Origin of the sequence: Streptomyces sp. NPDC020681 (assembly GCF_044334895.1) — a bacterium.
In the GTDB taxonomy this organism is placed as follows: domain Bacteria; phylum Actinomycetota; class Actinomycetes; order Streptomycetales; family Streptomycetaceae; genus Streptomyces.
The window spans coordinates 234,387-256,357 of the sequence record NZ_JBIRTX010000013.1; the positions used below are offsets into that span (position 1 = coordinate 234,387).

The window sequence follows — 21,971 nt, forward strand, 5'->3', positions numbered from 1 at the left end:
TGGAGAGAAAGGATTTGGTTCGGTCGTGCCGCTTATGGACGTCGCTGGCCAAGGACACAGAACTCGTTACCTTCGGGGTCTGCCAAGACAACCCACGATTGATCACCCTGGCCAATATCAACGCGCTGTGCGCCATGAGCCACCAGACGAGCCACCTCGGCGTCCTGGTCATCAGGCCTGAAGTCGAGATGCAGCCGGCTCTTGACCTTCTTGCTCTCATCTAGCCGGACGAAGTCCAACCCCGGCAGGCGATCCGGCTCCGGGCGGATCTCGAACTCCTCATCAGAGGAGTGGACCACAACCCAACCAAGAGCCTCGGCCCACCACTGCCCCAAGGCCACCGGATCTACCGAGTGAACAATTACCTGTTCCCATTCCAAGGTCATCCGCCGACCTTAGACCGGCCAGGGCTTCAGAACCAGGCACTTTGGTTCGGCGAAGATCTTGATGATCTGCTCGTGCCAGATCAGGATCGCCGGCATGACACTGCGACCTGTTCAGGTGAACATAAAGGCTCTTGATGGCTCGGCCGTCGGCCGGTTCTGGGCGGAGGCGCTCGGCTGGAGTGCCTACAGCCCCGGCGTGACCACCTACGTCGGACCCGTCGGCGGCCTCGTTTGGCCGGACCCGGTCGCCGTCTGCGTCGACGTCGTTCCCGTCCCGGAACCCAAGACCACAACAAAGAACCGTGTGCACCTCGATCTCGCCACCACCTCTGCGGCCCATCAGGCGGAGTTGGTCGCGCGCCTGAAGGCTCTCGGTGCGACGCCCGCCCACGTGGGCCAGGGCAACGTGCCGTGGACGGTCCTCGCCGACCCGGAGGGCAACGAGTTCTGCGTGCTGGAGCCTCGGGAGATCTACCGGGACACCGGGCCGATCGCCGCGGTGGTCGTCGACTGCGCGGATCCGCGGGCCATGGCCCGGTTCTGGGACGAGGCGATGGACTGGACCCTGCACGAGGTGACCGACGATCATGCGGTGCTGCGCTCCGCCAAGGGTGTCGGCCCGTATCTCGAGTTCCTCCGCACGCCCGACGCGAAGACCGTGCCGGACCGCGTCCACCTTGACCTGCTGCCGTACCCGGGTGACGACAAAGAGGCGGAGGTGGCCCGGCTGCGGGCCCTCGGCGCCACCGACCTCGACCTCGGCCAGGGCGACGTCCCGTGGACGTGCCTGGCCGACCCGGAGGGCCACGAATTCTGCGTCCTCGCCCCGTCCTGACGCGGAGCCTTAACGACACCCCGGCACATGAGCCCTGTCTGCTCATGCGCCATGACCCCGGGTGGGTTGCGCTGCGGCGTCTCGGTGGATTCGGGCGGCGAGAGCTTGCGCGTCGGGGCGAGATCGGCTCGCTCGCCGACCACAACACTCAACTCGCCAACTGAAACGCCAAGTCACAGGCCGAGGGTGACGGGTCGGTGCCGAGCGGGAGAGTCATGGCTGGTCCTGTTCGAGGAGTTGGGCAGTACTCGGCGCGCAGGCGCGCTGCCACAAGCGAGCGGTGGCATGCCTCCGGATCGCGCTCGACGCAGAGGAGGGCGGTCACCGAGTCGCTCGGAAGCTCCGCCACGCGTTGTGTGGCGCTCGGCGCACTCGGGCGCCGGCGCGACACGGTTGCGGTTGCGGTTGCCCACGCCCTGGCGGTCGTCCTCGCGGTTACTGGAGCTGGCGCCGCTCGGTCGTCGGCGCCAGCTCCTTCACGTGCCGACAGCCGATGTCCGCCCCCGGCGGCGGCGAGGTTGCCTCACGCGACCGCGGTCCCCTCAAGCTCGACCATCTGACCGGGGATCGCCAGCCGCGCCACCCCGAGCATCGTGGTGGTCGGCGCCACCCCGGCGGCGCCCAACCGCGCCGCCAGCACGCCGTAGTGCTGGAAAAGCAGATCGACGTCGGTCGTGTAGACGTTGAGCCGGACGAGGTTCGCAAGAGACATGCCGGCCTCGCCGAGCACGGCCTCCAGGTTGTCGATGCTCAGCGCCAACTGCGCCGCCATGTCACCGTCATGCTGGGGCTTGCCGTCGCCGCTCATCGCGGTCTGCCCCGAGATGTACAGGGTCCGGGTGTGCCCGGAGACGACCTCACCCTGATTGAATCCCAACTCCGTCGACCACGTCACCGGGTTGACCGCCGTTCGTTCCATTGCCACGTCAGCTCCATTCGATTCATGGGGAGTACGTACGTCCATCGGCTCGGTGGTCACCGGCTTCGACGTCGCGTGGACGAGCCTCGCAACAAATCACGACATCCTTAGTCACGTATTCCGATAAAGTTCTTGCATGCGCGCCGACCGGTTGGTCTCGCTGGTGCTGCTGCTGCGTCAGCGCGGTCGGCTGACTGCGGACACGCTGGCCCGCGAGCTTGAGGTATCCACCCGCACCGTGCTGCGCGACATCGAGGCGCTGTCCGCTGCCGGCGTCCCGGTCTACGCCGAACGCGGCCGGCACGGCGGTTTCGCGTTGTCGCCCGGTTTCCGGACCGAGCTCACCGGTCTGAACCACGACGAGGCTCTTGCCTTGCTGACCGCCGGATCGGGGCGCGGCGAGCAGGCGTTCGGCCTCGGCTCGGCGCTCGCTTCAGCCATACGGAAGGTGGTCGACGCGCTGCCCGAAAGCCACCGGGCCACCGCGAGCGACGCGGTCCAGCGATTTCTCGTCGACCCGGAGACCGACCTGCTCTCACGCCGGCTGGTCGCTGAGGAGGTACCCGACACCACAATGATCGAGGTCCGGCGCGCGGTGCTCGCCGGACACAAGCTGCGCATCCACTACGCGGCCACGGGCCAGACACCACAGTGGCGCACGGTGGACCCGATCGGCCTGGTCACCGTACGCGACCGGGGCTACTTGCTGGCCACGAGATCCGGCGAGGACCGCACCTACCGGCTGTCGCGGGTGTTGGACGCCGAGGAACTCCCCGAAACGGCACAGCGACCGAACCGGGTCGATCTGGACCGGATCTGGCAGGAACGCTCCGCGCAGTTTCTCACCGGCGGCGACCACATCACGGTGCTGGTACGGGTGAACCCGGCGCGGCGGGAGGACCTGCTGGACACCGCGCTGGCCGTCCGCGCAGAAGAACCCGACGCAGACGGCTGGCTGCGGCTGGAGGTGACCTTCCAGGATTCACGACACGCCGAATGGGCGCTGTGGCAGCTCAGCACAGACGCGGAAGCTCTGGCCCCACAGTCGTTGCGCACATCCCTACGCAACCGCGCCGCCGCGATTGCCACCCGCTACGGAGACTCATCCTGAGAGTTGTCGCTGGGCACCATGACCTCTCTCAGCCCTCCGAAGCGGTGGGGGACAGGGCACAGGTCGCACGGACGTGGCTTACTTTCCGAACGTGATCGTTTGATCGGGCCCGCGTGGGCATGAACTGCCGTTGCCTGCGGGAGGGACGAGCTGCTCGTCGGCTCGTACTCGCTGGTGCAGAGTCGGAACTGCCGGTTCTCAGACCCGCCTGCTGCCTCACTGTCCACCGGCAACTCGGCTCACTGCGTCAACTCTCGGCGGCGGCCCCGAAGCCACGATCTTGAATCACTGGGAAGGCATGCTGCGTGGTGACAACCCACGCATCGACCTCGTCATGGGACGTCCTGATGGCGCTGATCAGCTCTTCGAGAACGTCCAGCTTCGGCTTGCTGACGTTCAGGCTGAGCTGCTCCATCGACACCTCTTGGTACGGCATGCCCAACTGCCACCAGAACCGCATGAGGTAGCGGCACTCCTGAGGCTCTCGGTCGTCTGCCAGCCGGTCATGGATGACTGCCTGGACGCTCCGCCGCTGGTCGTCGTCACGAAAGCCACTACTCAGGTCAGTCAAGGTCACGGCCGGACACTAGCAACCACGTTGGTCGTGCCACAGTCAATCGGCAGGCTCATGGGCGTCCCAGTTGCCGCCTCGCGTGGGGGGCCGCAGGGGCGTCAGTCCGACACGATATGGAGGATGGCCGTGCCGTCCTCCCCGCCCGCCATCTGGATCACGACGGCGTCGGGCTGAGCGCTCGGCCGAGCGCCGTCCAGACCACCGCACGAGTTGCCGGAGCCGTTGCTGCGGAGAACGGTGATGCAGCCCTGCCCCGAACCGCTGGCCCCGCCCCTGGACTGGCCGTTACCCGACTTCACCGTGTACTCGACCTTGTTCGGGCCGACCTCGGTCACGGACAGCGTCGTGGGACCGGCCGGACCCTTGAAGCGGACCGTCACCGGATCGGACACCGCGACCTCACAGTTGCCGTCCGCGCATGCGCCGACGTCATGACCGTCCGCCGCCGAGACCGAAGGTGTCGCCGAGGCTGTGCGATCGGCGGAAGGGCTCCCCGAGGGATGCGCGGAACGGGACTTCGACACACCCTCGCCACGCGACGGCGCGTCGGCCTGGTCCGAGCCACCACAGCCGACCGCCGTCAGAGCCGCCAGCACCCCGAGCACCACGCGGGCTCCCGCCCGATGAGTACGCGTCCTTCGCGCGCTGCCTGCCGATGTCGTCTCGGCCATGCTGCTCCCCGTGTCCTGACATGCATCAGTTCAGCGTTTCGGCGGCCAGTCTTCCCCTGTGCCTCCGTCCCCACTCCCCTCGGAGCGGGACTTCGACAGTCAGCGCCCCCAGTGCCACTGCGCCATGGGCCGTCCCGCCGGCCCACTCACCCTCAACGAAAGAGTGAGACATGACTCGATAGGACCATCAGGTTCCACTCATGCGTACCATCACTAGGACGTTGCAGACCCCAGCAGCTGCGGCCTGCGCGCGATCCAGCCGTCGCACACGGAACACATCACCCTCCATTCGCGGACACGGGCGCTCCCACTCCACCCCGGTCGCGAAGTGAACAAAGGCCAGTGTCATGTCTGAAAGCCAGGCTCACACCACAGAACTGACGTCGCATTACATCGCTCAGGTGACGAGCGACCTCGAGAGCAACGCCAAGGAGCAGGCACGCATCAACGCGGAGATCGAGGCGCTGCACGAGCAGTTGCGTGCCCTGCAGCACGACAACACCGTGCTGGTGAACATGCAGCAGGCACTCGGCGGTGGAAGCCCTGTCGCAGAGGCAGACATCACGGCTACGCCGACCGTGCCCCAGCAGGCCTCTGGCGAACGCAAGCAGAGCAAGCCGAAGAAGGCTGCCACGGCTCCGAAGAAGACGACTTCCAAGAAGATCGCCACCAAGCCGGCCAAGCTCGCCAAGCCCTCGAAGTCCGGAGCCAGGCCGACCCTCGTCGACCTGATCCGCAGTCACCTGGCGCAGCAGAGTGAGCCGCGTTCCGCCGCGGAAGTCTCCACCACGCTCGCGGAGGCTCATCCCGACCGCAACATCAAGGTCACCGTCGTGCGCACCACTCTCGAAGGGCTGGTCGCCAAGAGCCACGCTCACCGCACCAAGCAGGGCTCGTCCGTCTTCTACACCGCCGCAGCCGCCTCGGAGCCTTCTGAGGCCGAGCCGCAGCCGGAGACGGTTGCCGGCTGAGCACCCGCAGACCGGACACCCTCACTCCTGTGGTTGCGGTGCATGCGTGGGCTACGAGGACGTGGGCCGTGCGCCTGCGGCTCATCGGCGGCCAAGGCCTCTAGTCTGCGCCCAAAGCCCCACATACCGGGCGCGGCCATGACGGCAGGTCCGGCTCCCACCTGGAGGAAGAGATGCCCCCCACGCCGCAGCAGCCCTTCGGCACCGTCGTCAGCTCGATCGGCGTCAACCTGCGCAAGTACCCCAGCACCGATTCTCCCATCACCGGAACGCTCAGCCGACATGACGAAGTCGGTCTGCGGAGCAAGGTCCATGCCCAGGACATCGACGGCAACAGCATCTGGTACCTGCTCAGGGACAAGCACGCCTGGGTCGCGGCCCGCCATGTCAGCAACACTGGACAGGTTCCCCTCTCCAAGGACGTTGAGCCCGTGGGCTGAGACGGCGGCACTCCGACGGGGATCACGCCCCGACGGCCCTTGTGGATGCCGTCGCAGCTCACCCAATAGATCCACAGACATCGGAACCAGTGGCGGTGGGCGGTGGGCGGTCCCCACGGCCCATCGCTGCTTACCGAGACCGGACCCGTGCGCGGCGCTCCGACTGCGATCACCGGCTCCACACTGGGCTGGGTCCAGCCGGCATCGGGCCGACGTCCTGAGGACTGCGTTTGTTGCAGACCTCAGGGCGCGGTGCGTCAGTGCCGGGGGTCGTCAGTCGGTCACATGGTGCGGATCGCTTGGCTTGCTCGCGCGATGAATTCGGTAACCGCCGGCCAATAGGCTCGGGTTTCTTCGGTGAGTTGTCGCTCGGCGGATTGGTCGCCCTCGGCCATGGCACGCATGAGCCGTGCGGTGGAAGGTGTTGCCCTGTCGAGGGCGGCGGCTGCTTCGGCGACGTCGTCCGGGCCTTCCAATGTGACTACTTGCACGCACCGCAGGAGGGCGGCGTAGACGTCCCGTATCTGTTCGCGCAGCTGCAGAAGCTCGACACGGCGGGCATCGGGCTCGGCGATGCGCGTTACTTCGGGGATCTTCCAGTACAGCTCGCCGATGGCGACGGCCTTGTCGATGACCTCTGCGTAGGCTGCTCGTCTGGCTTCTCGCTGCCGGGCAAGGCGCTGCGCCTCGGTTGCGGCTTGAGCCTGGAGCCGTGCCGCAGTTGCGTTTCCGCGGCTGGTGACCCAGCTGGCGAGCACGGCAGTTCCGGCAGTCAACGCAGCAACCCACAACGTGTTGTCAGCCACGCCCGTCAGTGTGCCAGGACGGCTGGAACAGCGAGTTCGAGATGGCGTTCGTCCACAACATTGGGGCTCATGCTGTCGACTTCACGCGCCTCCACGACGCAACCCTGATCCGGATCCGGATCCGGCACGCTCAGCCGTCCACCGGCAGCCCCCGAGGCTCCTTGATCCGCTTCATGATGATCTGCGAGTTGACCTCGGTCACGCCGGACAGCGAGGTCAGCTTCTCGATCCACAGCCGCTCGTACGCGCGCAGGTCCGCGACCGCGATACGCAGCAGGCATCCGGGGCTGCCGAAGAGCCGGTACGCCTCGATGACGTCGGGGATGTCCTGGAGGCCGGCCTCGAACGCCTCGACCACCTCACGGTCGCGCTTGACCTCGATGGAGACGAGGACTTCGAAGCTCCGGCCGACCGCCTCCGGGTCGATCACCGCGCGATAGCCCTGGATCACCCCGTCCTGCTCCAGTTGGCGGACGCGGCGCATGCAGGGCGAGGGAGTCAGACCCACTCGCTGCGCCAGCTCCTGATTGCTCAGCCGCCCATCACTCTGCAGCTCACGCAAGATATCCCGGTCGATCTCATCCATGGCGCAATTATTAACCACAGTCTGCGCTCAGGCGGGCCGAAATTGGCGATCATATTGCAGGCCAAGGACACTATCATTGCGTCCGACCGCTCCGGCAACCCCCGGAGTAGCCGTGGGGCGCAGCCCGGCCGGGGCCACGAGCCAAGCCGGGCCGCGTGCCCCGTCGACATCGCCGCAGAACCAGCGGCACGAGCAAGGAGTGGGCACTGTGGGACGCGTCGTCGTCATCAGCACCGGCGGGACGATAGCCAGCCGCTGGCAAGGTTCGGGATTCGCCGCCGCCGCTCACGGCCGCGAGGTCATGGCGACCGCCGCTGTGCCCGAAGGCGTCACCGTCGAGGTCGTCGATCTGTTCAGCGTGAACAGCCCGCGTCTCACCACCGCTCACCAGCTCACCCTGCTCCGCACGGTCCACGAGGTGCTCGCCGACCCCGGTGTGGACGGCATCGTCGTCACCCATGGCACCGACACCCTGGAGGAGTCGGCGTTCCTGGTCGACCTCCACCACGACGACCCGCGCCCGGTCGTCTTCACCGGCGCCCAGCTTCCGCTCGACACGGCGGACGGCGACGGACCCGGCAACCTCCACGACGCGCTGCTGACCGCCGCGACGACACGGGGCCTTGGGGTACTGGTCGCCTTCGACGGCAAAGTGCACTCCGCCCGCGGCACCGTCAAAACCCAGACGCTGGCCGCCGACGCATTCGGCGACCCCTCCGGCGCCCGCATCGGGAACATCGGCTTCGGCCGGGTCTCCGTACTGCGCCACCCCCAGCGGCCGGCCGCGCTGGCCATGCCCGCCATGCCGGACACACCGCCTCGCATCGACATGGTGATGCACCACTGCGACGCCGACCCGGTCCTGCTGAACGCGGCCCTGAACGCAGGAGCCCAGGGAATCGTCCTGGTAGCCACCGGCGCCGGCAATGCCACTCCCGAGATCGTCGAGGCCGTCGCCTCCGCGACATCCCGCGGCGTGCTCGTCGCCCTGACCACCCGTGTCCAGGCCGGACCCGTCACCGAGATCTACACCCACGGCGGCGCGGTCGACCTCGTCACCGCGGGCGCTGTGCCGACCGGCACGCTGCGGGCCGGCCAGGCCCGGATTGCGGTGCTCACCGCACTGCTCGCCGCCACCGACCCGCAGGAGCGGGAACGGGTGCTGCGCCACGCACTCGGCGAGCCCGTGTCCGCCGACGCCGACCCGTCGCCCGAGCTCATGCCGGCCTGACGGCCGCCGGCCAGGTCTCCCCGCCTCGCCGCATGGCACGCCGAGGAGACCCAGGCCCGTCTCCTCCCGCCCCTCCCCCGTACGTATCTGACAGGAGTCCACACCTCCATGGCCACGCACCTGCACCCCGAGGTCCGCGCCGAGCACGATCTGCTCGGTGACCTGGACGTCCCCGCCGACGCCTACTACGGCATCCACACCCTGCGGGCGGTGCAGAACTTCCCCATCACCGGCACCCCCATCTCGGCCTACCCCGAACTCCTCAACGCCCTCGCCTGCGTCAAGCAGGCGGCTGCCCTCGCCAACCGCGACCTCGGCCTGCTGGACAGCCGCAAGGCAGCCGCGATCGTGAGCGCCTGCGAGGAGATCCGCGCCGGGAAGCTCCACGGCGAGTTCGTGGTCGACGTGATCCAGGGCGGCGCGGGCACCTCGACGAACATGAACGCCAACGAGGTCATCGCCAACCGCGCCCTGGAGCTCCTCGGCCACCGCAAGGGCGAGTACACCGGCCTGCACCCGCTCGAGGACGTCAACGCGGGACAGAGCACCAACGACGTCTACCCGACCGCCGTCAAGATCGCTCTCGACTTCACCGCCCAGCGCCTGCTGGACGCCATGGAGGTTCTCCGCCGCGCCTTCGCCGCAAAGGCCGAGGAGTTCGCGGACGTCCTGAAGATGGGCCGTACCCAGCTGCAGGACGCGGTGCCCATGACTTTGGGCCAGGAGTTCGCCACGTACGCCGTCATGCTGGAAGAGGACCACAAGCGCCTGTCCGAGGCCTGCGAGTTGATCCGCGAGATCAACCTGGGTGGCACCGCCATCGGCACCGGCCTCAACGCCCACCCCGAATACGCGGCACGGGCCTCCCAGCACCTGCGCGCCATCACCGGACTTCCGCTGTCGGTCGCACACGACCTCGTCGAAGCAACCCAGGACGCCGGCGCGTTCGTCCAGCTGTCAGGAGTGCTGAAGCGGATAGCCGTCAAGCTCTCCAAGACCTGCAACGACCTCAGGCTGCTCTCCTGCGGACCGCGCGCGGGCTTCGCCGAGATCAACCTGCCTCCGGTGCAGGCCGGTTCGAGCATCATGCCCGGCAAGGTGAACCCTGTCGTTCCCGAGGTCGTCAACCAGATCGCGTTCGAGGTCATCGGCAACGACATGACCGTAACCATGGCCGCCGAAGCGGGCCAGCTCCAGCTCAACGCCTTCGAGCCGGTCATCGCCCACAGCCTGCTGAAGAGTCTGACGCACCTGAGGGCCGGCTGCATGACCCTCGCCGAGCGGTGTGTCACCGGCATCACCGCCAACCGGGAACACCTCGCCCACCTCGTCGCCCACTCCATCGGCCTGGCGACCGCGCTGAACCCGCACATCGGCTACGAGCAGGCCACCGCCGTCGCCCAGGAAGCCCTCAGGACGGGCCGGAGCGTCCATGAACTCGTCCTCGACAAGGGCCTGCTGACCAAGGACGAGCTCGAGTTCATCCTTCGTCCGGACAATCTCGCCCGCCCGCATCTCCAGGCCGCGACGGTGGGTGTGCTCGCCGTCTGACCGTCGGAGGCTCCGACGGGGATTCAACCGGCCTTCGCCTGGGCCGAGATACCCCCGTCCACGGGCATGGCCACGCCCGTGACGAACGAGGCACGGTCGCTGCACAGCCAGGCGGCCGCCTCGGCGATCTCAAGTGGCGTTGCCATGCGCTTCTGGATCTGCGGGGCGATGAATGCCTGCTCCAGGTGAGGCAGTTGCCGTACCACCTCGTCGATCATCTCGCTGCGGGTTGTGCCCACGACGAGCGCGTTGACGCGGATGCCGCGTTCGCCGTACTCGGAGGCCGCGGCGCGGGTGATCCCGAGGATCGCGTGCTTGGCCGCGACGTACGGAACGGACGCTCCTGTGGCGTAACGGCCCGCCGTACTGCTGGTGTTGACCACCGAGCCGCCCCTGCCCGACTCCAGCATCACGGGCAGCTGATGCTTCATGCAGTTCCACACTCCGCGGACGTTGACGTCCATCGTGCGGTCGTAGACCTCGTCGTCCGTCTCGTGCAGTGAGGTCTCGATCGTGGCGTATCCCGCGTTGTTGAAGGCGGAGTCGAGGCCGCCGAAGTGCTCGACGGCGGCCTCGACCACGCGGCGGACATCGGCGGAGACGGAGACGTCGCCCGCAACGGCCAGCGCCCGGCCGCCGTTTGCGGTGATCTCCTCGGCCACGGCCCGTAGCCTCTCCTCGCGGCGGGCCATCAGGACCACGGCGGCACCCTCTTCGGCGAAGAGTCGCGCCGCGGCCTCTCCGATGCCACTGGACGCACCCGTGATCATCGCCACCTTGCCCGCGAGCAGGCGCTGGTGGCTCCCCTGTTCGATCTCTTGTCCGGTCATCGGGCGAGCATACGCACACAGAGCGCGACGGGAATGGCCCCGCCCGCGTACGGGCGGGGCCATCATGCGGCTACCGGACCACTAGTGGACCGGTACTCCACTGGACGCCGAACTCGGCGCCGGGGCATAGCCGGTGGGCCGAGTGGTGAAGGTCCCGCGGCCCTGGGTCCGGCTGCGCAGCCGGGTCGCATAGCCGAACAGTTCGGCCAGCGGCACGGTCGCGGTGATGACCGTTGTGCCTTGCCTGGCGACCGAGCCCGACACGCGGCCGCGCCGTGCCGCCAGGTCACCGAGCACGCCGCCCACCGCGTCGTCGGGCACGGTGACCGTGACCTCGACCACCGGCTCCAGGAGGACCATCGCGCAGGCGCGCAGTGCCTCCCGCAGCGCGAGCCGGCCGGCCGTTCGGAACGCCATCTCCGAGGAGTCCTTGGAGTGGGTCGCCCCGTCGGTCAGCGTCACCCGCAGCCCGGTCACCGGATGACCGCCGAGAGGTCCTTCGGCCAGAGCGTCCCGGCAACCGGCCTCGACGGCCCGGACGTACTCCTGCGGCACCCGTCCGCCCACGACGGTCGACCGGAACACAAAGTCCCCGTCGCTGCCGTCAGTCGCAGATTCCAGCAGCTCCAGCGGCTCGGTGTCGAGCACGACATGGGCGAACTGACCGGCGCCGCCGTCCTGTTTGACGTGCCGGTACATGAAGCCGGACACCCCGCGGCCGACGGTCTCCCGGTAGGAGACCCTCGGCCGGCCGACGCCGACATCCAGCCCGTGGGCGCGGCGGATCTTCTCCACCGCCACCTCGAGATGCAGCTCGCCCATACCCGACAGCACGGTCTGCCCCGTCTCGGGGTCGGTCCGCACCACCAGTGAAGGATCCTCCTCGACCAGCCGCACCAGTGCCGACACAAGCCGGTCGCTGTCGGTGCTCCTGCGGGCCTCGACCGCGACCGAGACGACCGGATCGGCGACGGTCGGCGGTTCGAGAACCAGCGGATCCGACGGGACGCACAAGGTGGCACCCGCGCGGGCGGCCTTCGGCCCGATCACCGCGACGATGTCACCGGCGACCGCCCGGTCCACCTCTTCGTGCCGGTCGGCCTGGACCCGCAGGATCCGGCTGATCCGCTCGGTGCGCCGCGCGCCCACGTCCGTCACCGCCTCTCCCTTTTCGATGGTTCCCGAATAGACCCGCAGGTACGTCAGCCGGCCCGTGGCGGTCGAGTTCACCTTGAACACCAGCGCGGCGAACGGCGCCGCCGGGTCGGCGGCCCGCTCCTGCTCCGTGCCGTCCTGTGTGCCGCGTACGGCAGGCACGTCCAGCGGAGAGGGCAGGTAGTCCACCACGGCCTCCAGCAGCGGCTCGATACCGCGGTTGCGGTAGGCCGAACCACACAGCACCACCACGCCTTCACCGGTACGGGTCAGGTCGCGCAACGCCGCCGCGAGAGTCTGCGCGGAGACAGTCGAATGGGCACAGAACTCCTCCAGCGCCAGCGGGTGGAGTTCCGCAACCGCCTCCTCCAGCTGCCGACGCCGACGCTGTGCCTCCTCGCGGAGACCGTCCGGCACCGGGCCCTCGTCGAACGTGTCGCGGCCGTCGGCCCACACCAGGGACCGCATGCGCAGCAGATCCACCACTCCGGTGAAGCCGTCCTCGCTGCCGATCGGCAACTGGACCACCAGAGGGGCCGGATGCAACCGTTCCCGGATCGAGTCGACCGCCGTGTCGAGGTCGGCACCGGCGCGGTCCAGCTTGTTGACGAAGGCGATTCGCGGCACACCGTGCCGATCGGCCTGCCGCCACACCGACTCGCTCTGCGGTTCCACTCCCGCGACGGCGTCGAACACCGCGATGGCGCCGTCGAGGACCCGCAGCGAACGTTCCACCTCGTCGGAGAAGTCGACGTGACCCGGGGTGTCGATCAGATTGACCCGGTGACCGTTCCAGTCGCAGCTCACCGCCGCGGCGAAGATGGTGATTCCACGATCGCGCTCCTGGGAGTCGAAGTCGGTGACGGTCGTTCCGTCATGGACCTCTCCACGTTTGTAGGTGGTCCCGGTGACGTACAGGATCCGTTCGGTGACGGTGGTCTTGCCGGCGTCGACGTGGGCAAGGATGCCCAGGTTGCGGACGGCGGTCAGCTGACGGGTGAGATGACGGTTGAGGTTGGTACGCACGGCGCATGGCCTTTCAGGGTGGTCCCGAAGGGGGCAGCGCGATTGCCGGACGAAACGGCCTGTGGTCAGGCCATGTGAAACCCCTCATGCGGTGCGACCTCATCGGGAATTCCCGAGAGGCTGAGTCAACACCGGGCAGACAGGGGTCAGATGCTCGTCACGGACATCCGGTACCGGCCGCGCAGCGGGCACCGGACGTACGAAGACACCAGGATCACCTCGTACCGTGACGAGGGAACAACGACATCGGTGCGGTAACGCACGGCCGGGCTCCCCTCTACTCGTCACGGCGCGCGCTGCGAGTTCGTCGCAGCGCGCGATATGCGGTGAGTGTAGTGAACGCGGCGGCAGCCGGGAAACGATTAATTTCCGCGGACAGACGAGCCGTTCAGTACCCGAGGAAAGGCTCCGGCCGTGTGGTGGGTCAGGTACGTCGGCGTCTCCTTGCGACGACGATCACGATCACGCCCAGCCCAGTCGCCCCGATCGCGGCGAGCGCGACGGGAACCGTCGAGCCCGACCCGGTCCCCGCGAGGTCACCGGAGCCGCTGGGGGTCACGCCCCCAGTTCCACCGGCCGCACCGGAGCCTCCGGACGTCTCCGTACCACCTCCGCCGGTGCCGCCGACGGCCGCAGTAGCGGTGACCGTCAGGAAGCCGAGGTTGTTCCGCCCGGGAGCCGCCCTCCCCTCACTGAGGAACACCACTCCCCGCGCTGCGTCGAGCGTCCGCGCAGCCGTGAGCGTGAAGCCGAGCACGGGCTTGATGCCCGGCATCAGTTCTCCGGGCACCCTGCACCGGTACAGCGCGCCCGTAGGGACGGGAGCGTCATCATCAGGACCGTCACCGAACGTGGGGTCCGTGTAGTTCTCCCAGTGCCAGGTGTTGGGCACCGCCTTGCACCGCTTGTCGAACCCCACCACCTTCAGTCCGCGCGGGATCTCGACCATCACGGCCTCCCCGGGGCCGCGATACGTCGCCCGGCCCCGGTTCGTCACTCCGACGACGGCAGTGAACCGCTCGCCGACACGCGTCTTGACGGTCGCGCCCGCAGCCGCCAGATCGGCCACCTGACCCGTGTCGAACGCAACGATCACGGAGTTGTCGGAGCCGTCGACCTCGCGCGGCGGCGGGGCGGCCTGCGCAGCCTTCGGCTGCGGCTTGGGCACGAGCTTCAGTACGCCCGAGGTGCCGCGCACGCCGCGGGGCTGCTCCGGGACGTACGGCAGGACCAGGTACTCCAGCCTGCTGAACTCCTCGTACTTGCCCATGCCGATCTTCAGCGGCGGGGACAGTACGTGCCGCTGCGAGTCGGCAGGGAGCGGAGTGTCCAGCAGGCACACGGCCCCCACCTTCGGGGACTTGGCGTTCTTGGGGTCACGGGTCTGGTACCAGCAGTTGGTGTAGCTGCCGAGCAGCTCCGCCCGGTTGTCGCCGTCGAAGCCCCAGATCGCCAGATAGGTGCGCGGCACGGTCTGGCTGCCCGCGTTGGACACCTCCAGCGGCAACGGGACGCTGCCGCCGGCCGGCACCCGGATCCGGTACTGCGCCGGCGGCGTCAGTATCAGGTCGGCGGCCTCGGTGACCGTGACGGCCGTCGTGAGCTCGCTCTCGCTCCCGAGCGGGGTGTTGGCCGAGCGGGCGGTGTACGTGACCTTTCCCGTGGCGCCGTTCGCCGCGCCGGCCTTGGCGCGGACCTTGTAGGAGTACGTGACGTTGGGCTCGGCGTTCCAGCGCACCTCGACATCGCCGACCGGGCAGGTGGCGACCGTCCCCGCCACGACACAGTCCGGCGCGAAGCGGAACTCCGCGACATCCTTGGCACCGGTGGTGTCGATCACCAGCTCGACGTCCTTCACCAGATCCTGCTGGGGGCGGGCGTTGATGAACTGGATCTGGACATCCTTGAACCGGGCGTCGTTGGGTACTGCGCCGGCGCGGGCCACCTCGTGCTTCGGCGGCGCGTAGACCGCGAAGGAGCCCTCCGGGGCGGGGGCGGGGGCGGGTGTGGGGCTGGGTGTGGGGGCGGCGGCGGAGGGCGGCGCGGCGGCCAGGCCCAGGCCAAGCAGCATCGCGGCACACCCGGCCAGAGCGGCGCGCGCCGCCCCGGCGGTCAGTCTCGGTCTCATGATCCGGCCTCTCCGACGGCGCCGGGCCACTGACCTCGGCCGCCGGCCCCCGGTAGGGGCGGGCGGGTCCGCGGCGGCCCGTCAGGCGCTGGTCCTCGCAAGTTGGACACTCCGCCCGCCCATGAGGTTGTACGCGCGGATGACCGGAAACAGACCCGAGCCCGAAGAGCCGGTGAACGTCGCCCTCCGGCAGCCATGGCGCTCCCGCCGGTCAGCTGTAGAAGTTGCGCTGCCACCGGTGCTTGGCCAGCACGGCGAGCTGGTCGGCGGTGAGCGGACGCCCGTCGCTCACGGCCGTGTTGCGCTCGACGTTGCGTACGGTGCGCATGCCGGGGATGACGGTGGAGACCGCGGGCGAACTCAGCACGAACCGCAACGCGTTTTCAGCCATCGCATCGTGGGCGATGCCGAGGTCGGCGACGATCGCGCCCACTCGCTCCTCGACCTGCGCCGGGCGGTCACCGCGGAAGTAGCGGCTGCGGAAGTCGCCCTCGGGGAACGTCGTGCCTGCGGTAATCCGACCGGTGAGGCCGCCCTCGTCCAGCGCCACGCGCACGATGACACCGACGCCGTGCTGCTCACAGGCCGGCAGCAGCGCGTCGGCGGGCGCCTGGTCAAACATGTTGTAGATGACCTGCACGCTGTCCACGGCGCCGCTGCGGACGAGTGCGAGTGCGTTGTCGGGCTGGTGGTCGTTGATGGAGACACCGAACAGGCGGATCTTTCCCTCCTGTTTCAGTTCGGCGATCGTCTCCAGCCAGTCGCCGCGGCCGACCCAGTCATCGCTCCAGACGTGGAACTGCAGTACGTCGAAGTGGTCGAGGCCGCTGGTGCGCAGACTGGTCTCCAGGCTTTCGCGGATGTGCGCGCCGGGGAACGTCTCGGCGGGGTCCAGGCCTTCGGGCGCCGGCCATACGCGGTTCTTCGGCGGCACTTTGGTCGCGACACGCACCTCGTCGCCGGCCCGCTCGCGGACGACCCGGCCGACGATCCGCTCGCTCTCGCCGTAGCCGCGTGCGGTGTCGATGAAGTTCACGCCGAGGTCGATCGCACGGTGCAGGGCTCGTACGGATTCGTCCTCCGTGGCGCCCACCCAGGCGGACTCGCCGATGCCCCACGCGCCGTAACCGATCTCGGACACGGACAATCCACTGCGTCCCAGCTTGCGATAGCGCACAGTTCGCCTCCATGTCGTGGTTCTCGTCCGGGTCAAGCCGGCCGGCCCCGGAAATCACGTTGACGATAAGCGACTTCGGCCGCGGGGGGCCCGTGGGTTTTGCGCCCGTCGGACCGCATCGATCAATCGTGAATGGTTTCAGTTCATTTCAATGAATCCAGATACTTGCCACCCATCAACTCGATGCGCACCGAGGCCTCTTGACATCAATCCTCGGCGGCCCTAACTTCCCCTCGCGTGAAACGATTCATCGTCGAGTCGTTACGGAGCCGAGTTGTGATCAGCAGAAGACGACTGCTCAGCACCACCGCCACGGCCGCCCTGGCAACCGCTCTCCCACAGGCGACACCCGCCGCCGCGACCCCCGCCGCAAGAGCCCGGACCGCGAAGACGCTGCGCGTCACCGTTCCGTCCGTCGAGTACGTGCAGCACCCGCTCGGCCTGGACGTGCCGCGCCCCAGGCTGAGTTGGCCCCTGGCATCGGACCAGGAGGGTCAGGCGCAGAGCGCCTATCAGGTGCGAGTGGCGACAGCCCGCGACCGCCTCAACGCGCCCGATGTGTGGGACAGCGGGAAGGTCACGTCGCCGGAATCGGTTCTGGTCCCCTATGCGGGTCCCGCACTGAAGTCGCGTACGCGCTACCACTGGCAGGTGCGGGCCTGGGACACCTCGGACCGGGTCTCCGAATGGAGTGAGCCCTCCTGGTGGGAGACGGGTCTCACCACCGCGGAGGACTGGTCGGCGCGATGGATCGGCGCACCCGCGACGCTGGTGGGCACGCCCGCCCTGGACACCGCGTCCTGGATCTGGTTCCCCGAAGGCGATCCCGCGAACAGCGCTCCCGCCGCCACCCGTTGGTTCCGCGGCACCGTCGAGATACCGGAAGGGGTGACCCGCGCCCGTCTGGTCATGACCGCGGACGACGGCTTCACGGCCCATGTGAACGGCACCCGCATCGCGCACACCGACGCCGACGGCCCGGCGGAGAACTGGCGGCGCCCCGTCCTGGTCGATGTCACCGCCCACTTGCGTCCGGGGCCGGCCGTGCTGGCGGTCACGGCCACCAATGCCTCGACAGGTCCAGCCGGTCTGCTCGGCATCCTGGAACTGACCACCGCGGGCGGCAGCCGCACATGGGTCACCGACGCCTCGTGGAAGGCCGCCGACAAGGAACCGTCCGCAGACTGGCGGTCCACCGACTTCGACGACCGCGAGTGGCCCGCCGCCAAGGTGCTGGCCAAGTGGGGCGCGGGCCCCTGGGGCAAGGTCTCCCCCAGCCACTCCCCCGCCGTCCAGCTGCGCAATGAGTTCCGCCTCCGGCGCAAACCGGTGGCACGGGCCCGGCTCTACTCCACTGCGCTTGGCCTGTACGAGGCACACCTGAACGGCAAGCGGGTCAGCGAGGACCGACTCGCCCCCGGCTGGACCGACTACCACAAGCGGGTGCAGTACCAGACGTACGACGTGACCCGGCTCCTCACGTCCGGCGCCAACGCCCTGGCGGTGACGCTCGCGGCCGGCTGGTACGCCGGCACGATCGCGTGGTTCGGGCCGCATCAGTACGGCGAACGGCCCGCACTGCTCGCCCAGCTGGAGGTGACGTACACCGACGGCACCACCGAACGGATCGGGACCGGCACCGACTGGCGCACCACCACCGGGCCGGTGACGAGCGCCGACCTGATGGCGGGCGAGGAGTACGACGCCCGGCTCGAGACCGCCGGCTGGACGCGCCCCGGGTTCGACGACGCGCACTGGCCGGCGGCCGACGCCGTCGACAAGGTGACCGCGTCCCTGGTGGCCGAGGCGGGCGGCGCCTCCCGCGTGGCAGGTGAGCTGCCCGCCCGGAAGGTGACCGAGCCGAAACCCGGAGTCTTCGTCTTCGATCTCGGCCAGAACATGGTCGGAACGGTCCGGCTAACCGTCTCCGGCAGTGCCGGTACGGCGGTACGGCTGCGCCACGCGGAGGTGCTGAACCCCGACGGCACGCTCTACACCGCGAATCTGCGCTCGGCCCGCGCCACGGACACATACATCCTCAAAGGCGGCGGCCAGGAGACCTACGAGCCGCGTTTCACCTTCCACGGCTTCCGCTATGTCGAGGTGACCGGATACCCGGGCAGGCCGCCGCTGGCCGCGGTGGTGGGACATGTCATCCACACGTCGGCGCCGTTCACCATGGACTTCGAGACGAATGTCCCGATGCTCAACCAGCTGCACAGCAACATCACCTGGGGGCAGCGCGGCAACTTCCTGTCCGTCCCCACCGACACCCCGGCTCGCGACGAGCGGCTCGGCTGGACCGGCGACATCAACGTCTTCGCGCCGACCGCGGCGTACACGATGGAGTCGGCCCGGTTCCTCACCAAGTGGCTGCAGGATCTGCGTGACGGGCAGTCGGCGGACGGCGCGTTCCCCGATGTGGCGCCGTTCATCAGCCCGCTCGGCAAGGGCGTGGCGGGATGGGGGGACGCCGGGGTGACCGTGCCCTGGGCGCTGTACCAGGCGTACGGCGACGTACGGGTCCTCGAACAGTCCTGGGAGTCGATGCTGAAGTGGCTCGACTACCTTCGGACGCACAGCAGCGGCTATCTGCGGCCTGCCACGGGCTACGGGGACTGGCTCAACGTCCAGGACGAGACACCCAAGGACGTCATCGGCACCGCCTATTTCGCGCACAGCGCCGATCTGGTGGCCCGGATCGCGCAGGCGCTGGGGAAGGATCCGGCCCCGTACCAGTCGCTGTTCGGAAGTGTGCGGGACGCGTTCCGGCGGGCGTATGTCAGCGCCGGCGGGCGGGTGAAGGGCGATACGCAGACCGCGTGCGTCCTGGCCCTGTCGATGGATCTGCTCGCCGAGACCGACCGAGGTCCGGCCGCCGACCGTCTCGTGGAGCTGATCAGGGCCAAGGACTGGCATCTGTCGACCGGCTTCCTCGGCACACCGCGCCTGCTGCCCGTGCTCACCGCGACCGGCCACACCGACATCGCCCACCGGCTCCTGCTCCAGCGGTCCTTCCCCAGCTGGGGCTACCAGATCGACCGGGGCGCGACCACCATGTGGGAGCGCTGGGACTCCATCAAGCCGGACGGCAGCTTCCAGAGCGCCGACATGAACTCCTTCAACCACTACGCGTACGGCTCGGTGGGCGAGTGGATGTACGCCCATCTCGCCGGGATCGCACCGGCCGCACCAGGCTTCGAGAAGGTGCTCGTCCGGCCGCGACCGGGCAGCGAAGTCACCGAAGCACGCGGCCGCTTCGACTCGGTCCGCGGCCCGATCACCACACACTGGAAGACGGACTCCGTAGGATTCCGGCTCGCTCTCACCCTGCCCGCCAACACCACGGCGGAGGTCTGGATCCCCGCCGCCGCCCCGGAGCACGTCACCCATGAGGGCGCGAAGTTCCTGCGCGCACAGGACGGCTGCGCTGTCTTCGCCGTGGGCTCGGGGACGCACCGCTTCGCCGGCCGACCAACTCAGACGCACCCTTCGTGACGGCCGCGCCGATGACACCGCAACCCGATGGGAGCCGGCGCTCTCCTAGGTGTTGCGAATCGCGTTCACCAGTCCGGCAACCAGGTTCGCCCGCTCGGCCATGGCGTCGACCACCAGCCACTCGTGGTCGGCGTGGGCGCCGCCCCCAACTGCGCCAAGGCCATCGAGTGTTGGCACTCCCAGTGCGGCCGTGAAGTTGCCGTCGCTTCCGCCGCCGACCGCCTTGCCGTCGAGGTCAGGAAGGAGTTGCTTGGCCACCGCAAAGAGCCCGGCCGACGCCGACTCAGGCATCGGGGGTCGACTGACAGCTCCCTGAACCGCGATCTCGGCCCCATCGAGGTGCGGGGCCAGTGCCGCAAACGCAGCTTCGATGCGTTCTTTCTCGACGGCTGACTCGACCCGGACATCGACGATGACGGTCGCTTCTGCGGGAACGACGTTGTCCAACGTTCCCGCAGACGCGACGGTCGGGGTGACCGTCGTGCCGATTTCGGGCCGGCCGAGCGCGGCGATGTCCAGTACCTGGTGTGATGCTTCGATCAGGGCGTTGACCCCGGCCTCGGGCTCAAGACCTGCGTGCGACGCCCGGCCCGCGACAGAGACTTGGAACGTCCCGCAGCCTTTACGGCCGGTCTTCAGAGCTCCGCCATCAGCGGCACCCTCGACCACAAGAACAGCGCCGCACGCGAGGGCTCGTTCTTCGATGAGAGCTCGAGAAGAGCGGGAGCCAACCTCTTCGTCGGCGGTCACCAGGATCTCGACGCCCGACCGGTCATCGAGCGTCGCCAGGCCATGAACGGCCTGCACCAACCCGCCAAGCATGTCGAAGACCCCGGGGCCGGTCGCATGCCCGTCTTCGACCATGAACGGCCGGCGCTCAAGAGTGCCGAGCGGAAACACCGTGTCATGGTGACCGAGGATCAGTACCTGGGGATCGCCACCGGCCGACCAGTGCACGTGCGGCCCGGCTTCGCTCGCCACGAGGACGGCCTGCCCGCCAAGGCGGCTCTCGATGACAGCGGCGACGGCTTTGGCCGATGCCTGCAAGGCGTCGAGATCGCGCGACGGAGACTCGATCTCGACGAGTGTCCTGAGGTCGTCAATCATCGCGTCAACACTCACATCGACGGTCTTGTGCATCGTCATGCTGCAAGGGTAGTTGGCGCGCAGCCCAAGGAAGATGTCCTGCCGCCCGACGGTGGCCTGCGTACTCCTGCGACTCCTGCCGGTTCACTGACAGCAGATGTCAGTGAACCGGCCCTAGCATCCGGGCCATGAACGTCATCGTCGAACTCCGGCAGTACACCCTCCACCCGGGCGCCCGGGACACCCTCGTCGACCTCTTCGAGCGGGAATTCGTCACCGGGCAGGAGGCGGCCGGCATCACCGTAGGCGGCCGCTTCCAGGACCTGGACGACCCGGACCGCTTCGTCTGGCTACGCAGCTTCCCGGACATGGCGGCACGGGCCCGGGCGCTGCACGCCTTCTACGGCGGCCCCGTCTGGCAGGCCCATCGCGAGAGGGCCAACGCAACCATGGTGGACTCGGACAACGTGCTCCTGCTGCGCGGACCGGGCTTCGCCGCCCCGGACACCGCGGGGCCGGTCGTCGCAACCATCTGCCACCCCCTGGACCCTACGGCCTTCGCCGACCATTTCGAGCAGCACCTGCGCCCCGCGCTGACCGCCGCCGGGACCCCCGCGCAGGCGGTACACCGCTCCGAGCACGCGGAGAACACCTTCCCCGCACTACCGGTCCGGACCGGCGAGGATGTCCTGCTCTGGTTCACGGCGGGGAAGGCACCGCGCCTGCCGGACCTCTCGACCCAGCTGAAGTCGGCTCCGCAGCAGCTCCGGCTGACGCCCGTTCAGAGGCGACAGGCCTAGGACCACCGGGCAGCGTCCTGCCACTGCGCTCCAGTGCTCAGCCGGTGGAGGGGGGGGGGGGGGGGGGGGGGGGGGGGGGGGGGGGGGCGGGGGGGCGCGCCGGGGGGCGGGGGGGGGGCGGGCGGGGGGGGGGGGGGGGGGGGGGGGGGGGGGGGGTCGGGGGGGGGGGGGGGCCCCGGGGCGGCGGGCG

20 protein-coding genes are annotated in these 21,971 nt (G+C 68.9%); 8 read left to right on the top strand and 12 right to left on the bottom strand.

Annotation, left to right across the window (positions count from 1 at the left end):
* Positions 1 to 32 precede the first annotated feature (32 nt).
* A complete protein-coding gene (locus ACH4YL_RS27985) occupies positions 33 to 386 on the bottom strand; it encodes a VOC family protein (protein WP_398510212.1) in 354 nt (117 codons plus the stop codon).
* A gap of 94 nt (positions 387 to 480) precedes the next feature.
* Here ACH4YL_RS27985 and ACH4YL_RS27990 point away from each other — a divergent pair, with 94 nt between their 5' ends.
* Positions 481 to 1,221: a VOC family protein gene (locus ACH4YL_RS27990; RefSeq protein WP_398510213.1), complete on the top strand. Its 741-nt coding sequence runs from the start codon at positions 481 to 483 to the stop codon at positions 1,219 to 1,221.
* Positions 1,222 to 1,369: 148 nt separating this feature from the next.
* Here ACH4YL_RS27990 and ACH4YL_RS27995 read toward each other — a convergent pair whose 3' ends face one another.
* On the bottom strand, positions 1,370 to 1,612 hold the full coding sequence (locus ACH4YL_RS27995) for a DUF488 family protein (protein ID WP_398510214.1): 243 nt from the start codon (positions 1,610 to 1,612) through the stop codon (positions 1,370 to 1,372).
* A 132-nt stretch (positions 1,613 to 1,744) separates the two neighbouring features.
* A complete protein-coding gene (locus tag ACH4YL_RS28000) occupies positions 1,745 to 2,140 on the bottom strand; it encodes a RidA family protein (RefSeq protein ID WP_398510236.1) in 396 nt (131 codons plus the stop codon).
* Between the two features lie 136 nt (positions 2,141 to 2,276).
* Between ACH4YL_RS28000 and ACH4YL_RS28005 the strand changes: the two genes are divergently transcribed.
* Positions 2,277 to 3,251, top strand: a complete 975-nt coding sequence (locus ACH4YL_RS28005; RefSeq protein WP_398510215.1) for a helix-turn-helix transcriptional regulator — start codon at positions 2,277 to 2,279, stop codon at positions 3,249 to 3,251.
* Between the two features lie 247 nt (positions 3,252 to 3,498).
* Here the strand turns inward: ACH4YL_RS28005 and ACH4YL_RS28010 are convergent, their stop codons facing one another.
* Positions 3,499 to 3,828 carry a hypothetical protein gene (locus ACH4YL_RS28010; protein WP_398510216.1) on the bottom strand — a complete coding sequence of 110 codons (330 nt, stop codon included), beginning with the start codon at positions 3,826 to 3,828 and terminating at the stop codon, positions 3,499 to 3,501.
* Between the two features lie 95 nt (positions 3,829 to 3,923).
* A complete protein-coding gene (locus ACH4YL_RS28015; RefSeq protein ID WP_398510217.1) occupies positions 3,924 to 4,496 on the bottom strand; it encodes a hypothetical protein in 573 nt (190 codons plus the stop codon).
* A 401-nt stretch (positions 4,497 to 4,897) separates the two neighbouring features.
* On the opposite strand from ACH4YL_RS28015, the gene ACH4YL_RS28020 reads away from it, so the two are divergent.
* Both ACH4YL_RS28020 and ACH4YL_RS28025 read left to right on the top strand, forming a co-directional pair.
* Entirely contained in the window at positions 4,898 to 5,467 is a 570-nt protein-coding gene (locus tag ACH4YL_RS28020) for a hypothetical protein (protein WP_398510218.1), read from the top strand.
* A 173-nt stretch (positions 5,468 to 5,640) separates the two neighbouring features.
* Entirely contained in the window at positions 5,641 to 5,907 is a 267-nt protein-coding gene (locus ACH4YL_RS28025) for an SH3 domain-containing protein (RefSeq protein ID WP_398510219.1), read from the top strand.
* A 281-nt stretch (positions 5,908 to 6,188) separates the two neighbouring features.
* Here the strand turns inward: ACH4YL_RS28025 and ACH4YL_RS28030 are convergent, their stop codons facing one another.
* The gene (locus ACH4YL_RS28030) at positions 6,189 to 6,713 is read right to left on the bottom strand and encodes a hypothetical protein (RefSeq protein ID WP_398510220.1); all 525 of its coding nucleotides are present in this window, start codon (positions 6,711 to 6,713) and stop codon (positions 6,189 to 6,191) included.
* A gap of 130 nt (positions 6,714 to 6,843) precedes the next feature.
* Positions 6,844 to 7,299 (bottom strand): Lrp/AsnC family transcriptional regulator, encoded by a 456-nt coding sequence (locus tag ACH4YL_RS28035; protein ID WP_108154271.1) that lies wholly within the window; start codon positions 7,297 to 7,299, stop codon positions 6,844 to 6,846.
* A gap of 208 nt (positions 7,300 to 7,507) precedes the next feature.
* Between ACH4YL_RS28035 and ACH4YL_RS28040 the strand changes: the two genes are divergently transcribed.
* Together ACH4YL_RS28040 and aspA are read left to right on the top strand one after the other, a co-directional pair.
* A complete protein-coding gene (locus ACH4YL_RS28040; protein ID WP_398510221.1) occupies positions 7,508 to 8,530 on the top strand; it encodes an asparaginase in 1,023 nt (340 codons plus the stop codon).
* Positions 8,531 to 8,638: 108 nt separating this feature from the next.
* Positions 8,639 to 10,081 carry an aspartate ammonia-lyase gene (gene aspA, locus ACH4YL_RS28045; RefSeq protein WP_398510222.1) on the top strand — a complete coding sequence of 481 codons (1,443 nt, stop codon included), beginning with the start codon at positions 8,639 to 8,641 and terminating at the stop codon, positions 10,079 to 10,081.
* Between the two features lie 23 nt (positions 10,082 to 10,104).
* Here aspA and ACH4YL_RS28050 read toward each other — a convergent pair whose 3' ends face one another.
* The 4 genes from ACH4YL_RS28050 to ACH4YL_RS28065 all read right to left on the bottom strand — a co-directional run bounded on the left by ACH4YL_RS28050 (position 10,105) and on the right by ACH4YL_RS28065 (position 16,397).
* On the bottom strand, positions 10,105 to 10,911 hold the full coding sequence (locus ACH4YL_RS28050) for an SDR family NAD(P)-dependent oxidoreductase (RefSeq protein WP_398510223.1): 807 nt from the start codon (positions 10,909 to 10,911) through the stop codon (positions 10,105 to 10,107).
* Positions 10,912 to 10,992: 81 nt separating this feature from the next.
* Entirely contained in the window at positions 10,993 to 13,092 is a 2,100-nt protein-coding gene (gene fusA / locus ACH4YL_RS28055) for an elongation factor G (RefSeq protein ID WP_398510224.1), read from the bottom strand.
* A 424-nt stretch (positions 13,093 to 13,516) separates the two neighbouring features.
* The gene (locus ACH4YL_RS28060) at positions 13,517 to 15,220 is read right to left on the bottom strand and encodes a hypothetical protein (protein WP_398510225.1); all 1,704 of its coding nucleotides are present in this window, start codon (positions 15,218 to 15,220) and stop codon (positions 13,517 to 13,519) included.
* A gap of 211 nt (positions 15,221 to 15,431) precedes the next feature.
* Positions 15,432 to 16,397: an aldo/keto reductase gene (locus ACH4YL_RS28065; protein WP_398510226.1), complete on the bottom strand. Its 966-nt coding sequence runs from the start codon at positions 16,395 to 16,397 to the stop codon at positions 15,432 to 15,434.
* A gap of 276 nt (positions 16,398 to 16,673) precedes the next feature.
* Here ACH4YL_RS28065 and ACH4YL_RS28070 point away from each other — a divergent pair, with 276 nt between their 5' ends.
* Positions 16,674 to 19,895, top strand: a complete 3,222-nt coding sequence (locus ACH4YL_RS28070; RefSeq protein ID WP_398510227.1) for an alpha-L-rhamnosidase — start codon at positions 16,674 to 16,676, stop codon at positions 19,893 to 19,895.
* A gap of 45 nt (positions 19,896 to 19,940) precedes the next feature.
* Here the strand turns inward: ACH4YL_RS28070 and ACH4YL_RS28075 are convergent, their stop codons facing one another.
* Positions 19,941 to 21,041, bottom strand: a complete 1,101-nt coding sequence (locus tag ACH4YL_RS28075; RefSeq protein ID WP_398510228.1) for a M20 family metallopeptidase — start codon at positions 21,039 to 21,041, stop codon at positions 19,941 to 19,943.
* Positions 21,042 to 21,169: 128 nt separating this feature from the next.
* On the opposite strand from ACH4YL_RS28075, the gene ACH4YL_RS28080 reads away from it, so the two are divergent.
* The gene (locus tag ACH4YL_RS28080) at positions 21,170 to 21,781 is read left to right on the top strand and encodes an NIPSNAP family protein (RefSeq protein WP_398510229.1); all 612 of its coding nucleotides are present in this window, start codon (positions 21,170 to 21,172) and stop codon (positions 21,779 to 21,781) included.
* The last annotated feature ends 190 nt before the right edge of the window (positions 21,782 to 21,971 follow it).

Coding starts and splice junctions, on each gene's coding strand:
- ACH4YL_RS27985 (WP_398510212.1), bottom strand. CDS start 386: ATGACCTTGGAATGGGAACAGGTAATTGTTCACTCGGTAGATCCGGTG.
- ACH4YL_RS27990 (WP_398510213.1), top strand. CDS start 481: ATGACACTGCGACCTGTTCAGGTGAACATAAAGGCTCTTGATGGCTCG.
- ACH4YL_RS28000 (WP_398510236.1), bottom strand. CDS start 2,140: ATGGAACGAACGGCGGTCAACCCGGTGACGTGGTCGACGGAGTTGGGA.
- ACH4YL_RS28005 (WP_398510215.1), top strand. CDS start 2,277: ATGCGCGCCGACCGGTTGGTCTCGCTGGTGCTGCTGCTGCGTCAGCGC.
- ACH4YL_RS28015 (WP_398510217.1), bottom strand. CDS start 4,496: ATGGCCGAGACGACATCGGCAGGCAGCGCGCGAAGGACGCGTACTCAT.
- ACH4YL_RS28025 (WP_398510219.1), top strand. CDS start 5,641: ATGCCCCCCACGCCGCAGCAGCCCTTCGGCACCGTCGTCAGCTCGATC.
- ACH4YL_RS28035 (WP_108154271.1), bottom strand. CDS start 7,299: ATGGATGAGATCGACCGGGATATCTTGCGTGAGCTGCAGAGTGATGGG.
- aspA (WP_398510222.1), top strand. CDS start 8,639: ATGGCCACGCACCTGCACCCCGAGGTCCGCGCCGAGCACGATCTGCTC.
- ACH4YL_RS28050 (WP_398510223.1), bottom strand. CDS start 10,911: ATGACCGGACAAGAGATCGAACAGGGGAGCCACCAGCGCCTGCTCGCG.
- ACH4YL_RS28060 (WP_398510225.1), bottom strand. CDS start 15,220: ATGAGACCGAGACTGACCGCCGGGGCGGCGCGCGCCGCTCTGGCCGGG.
- ACH4YL_RS28075 (WP_398510228.1), bottom strand. CDS start 21,041: ATGACGATGCACAAGACCGTCGATGTGAGTGTTGACGCGATGATTGAC.
- ACH4YL_RS28080 (WP_398510229.1), top strand. CDS start 21,170: ATGAACGTCATCGTCGAACTCCGGCAGTACACCCTCCACCCGGGCGCC.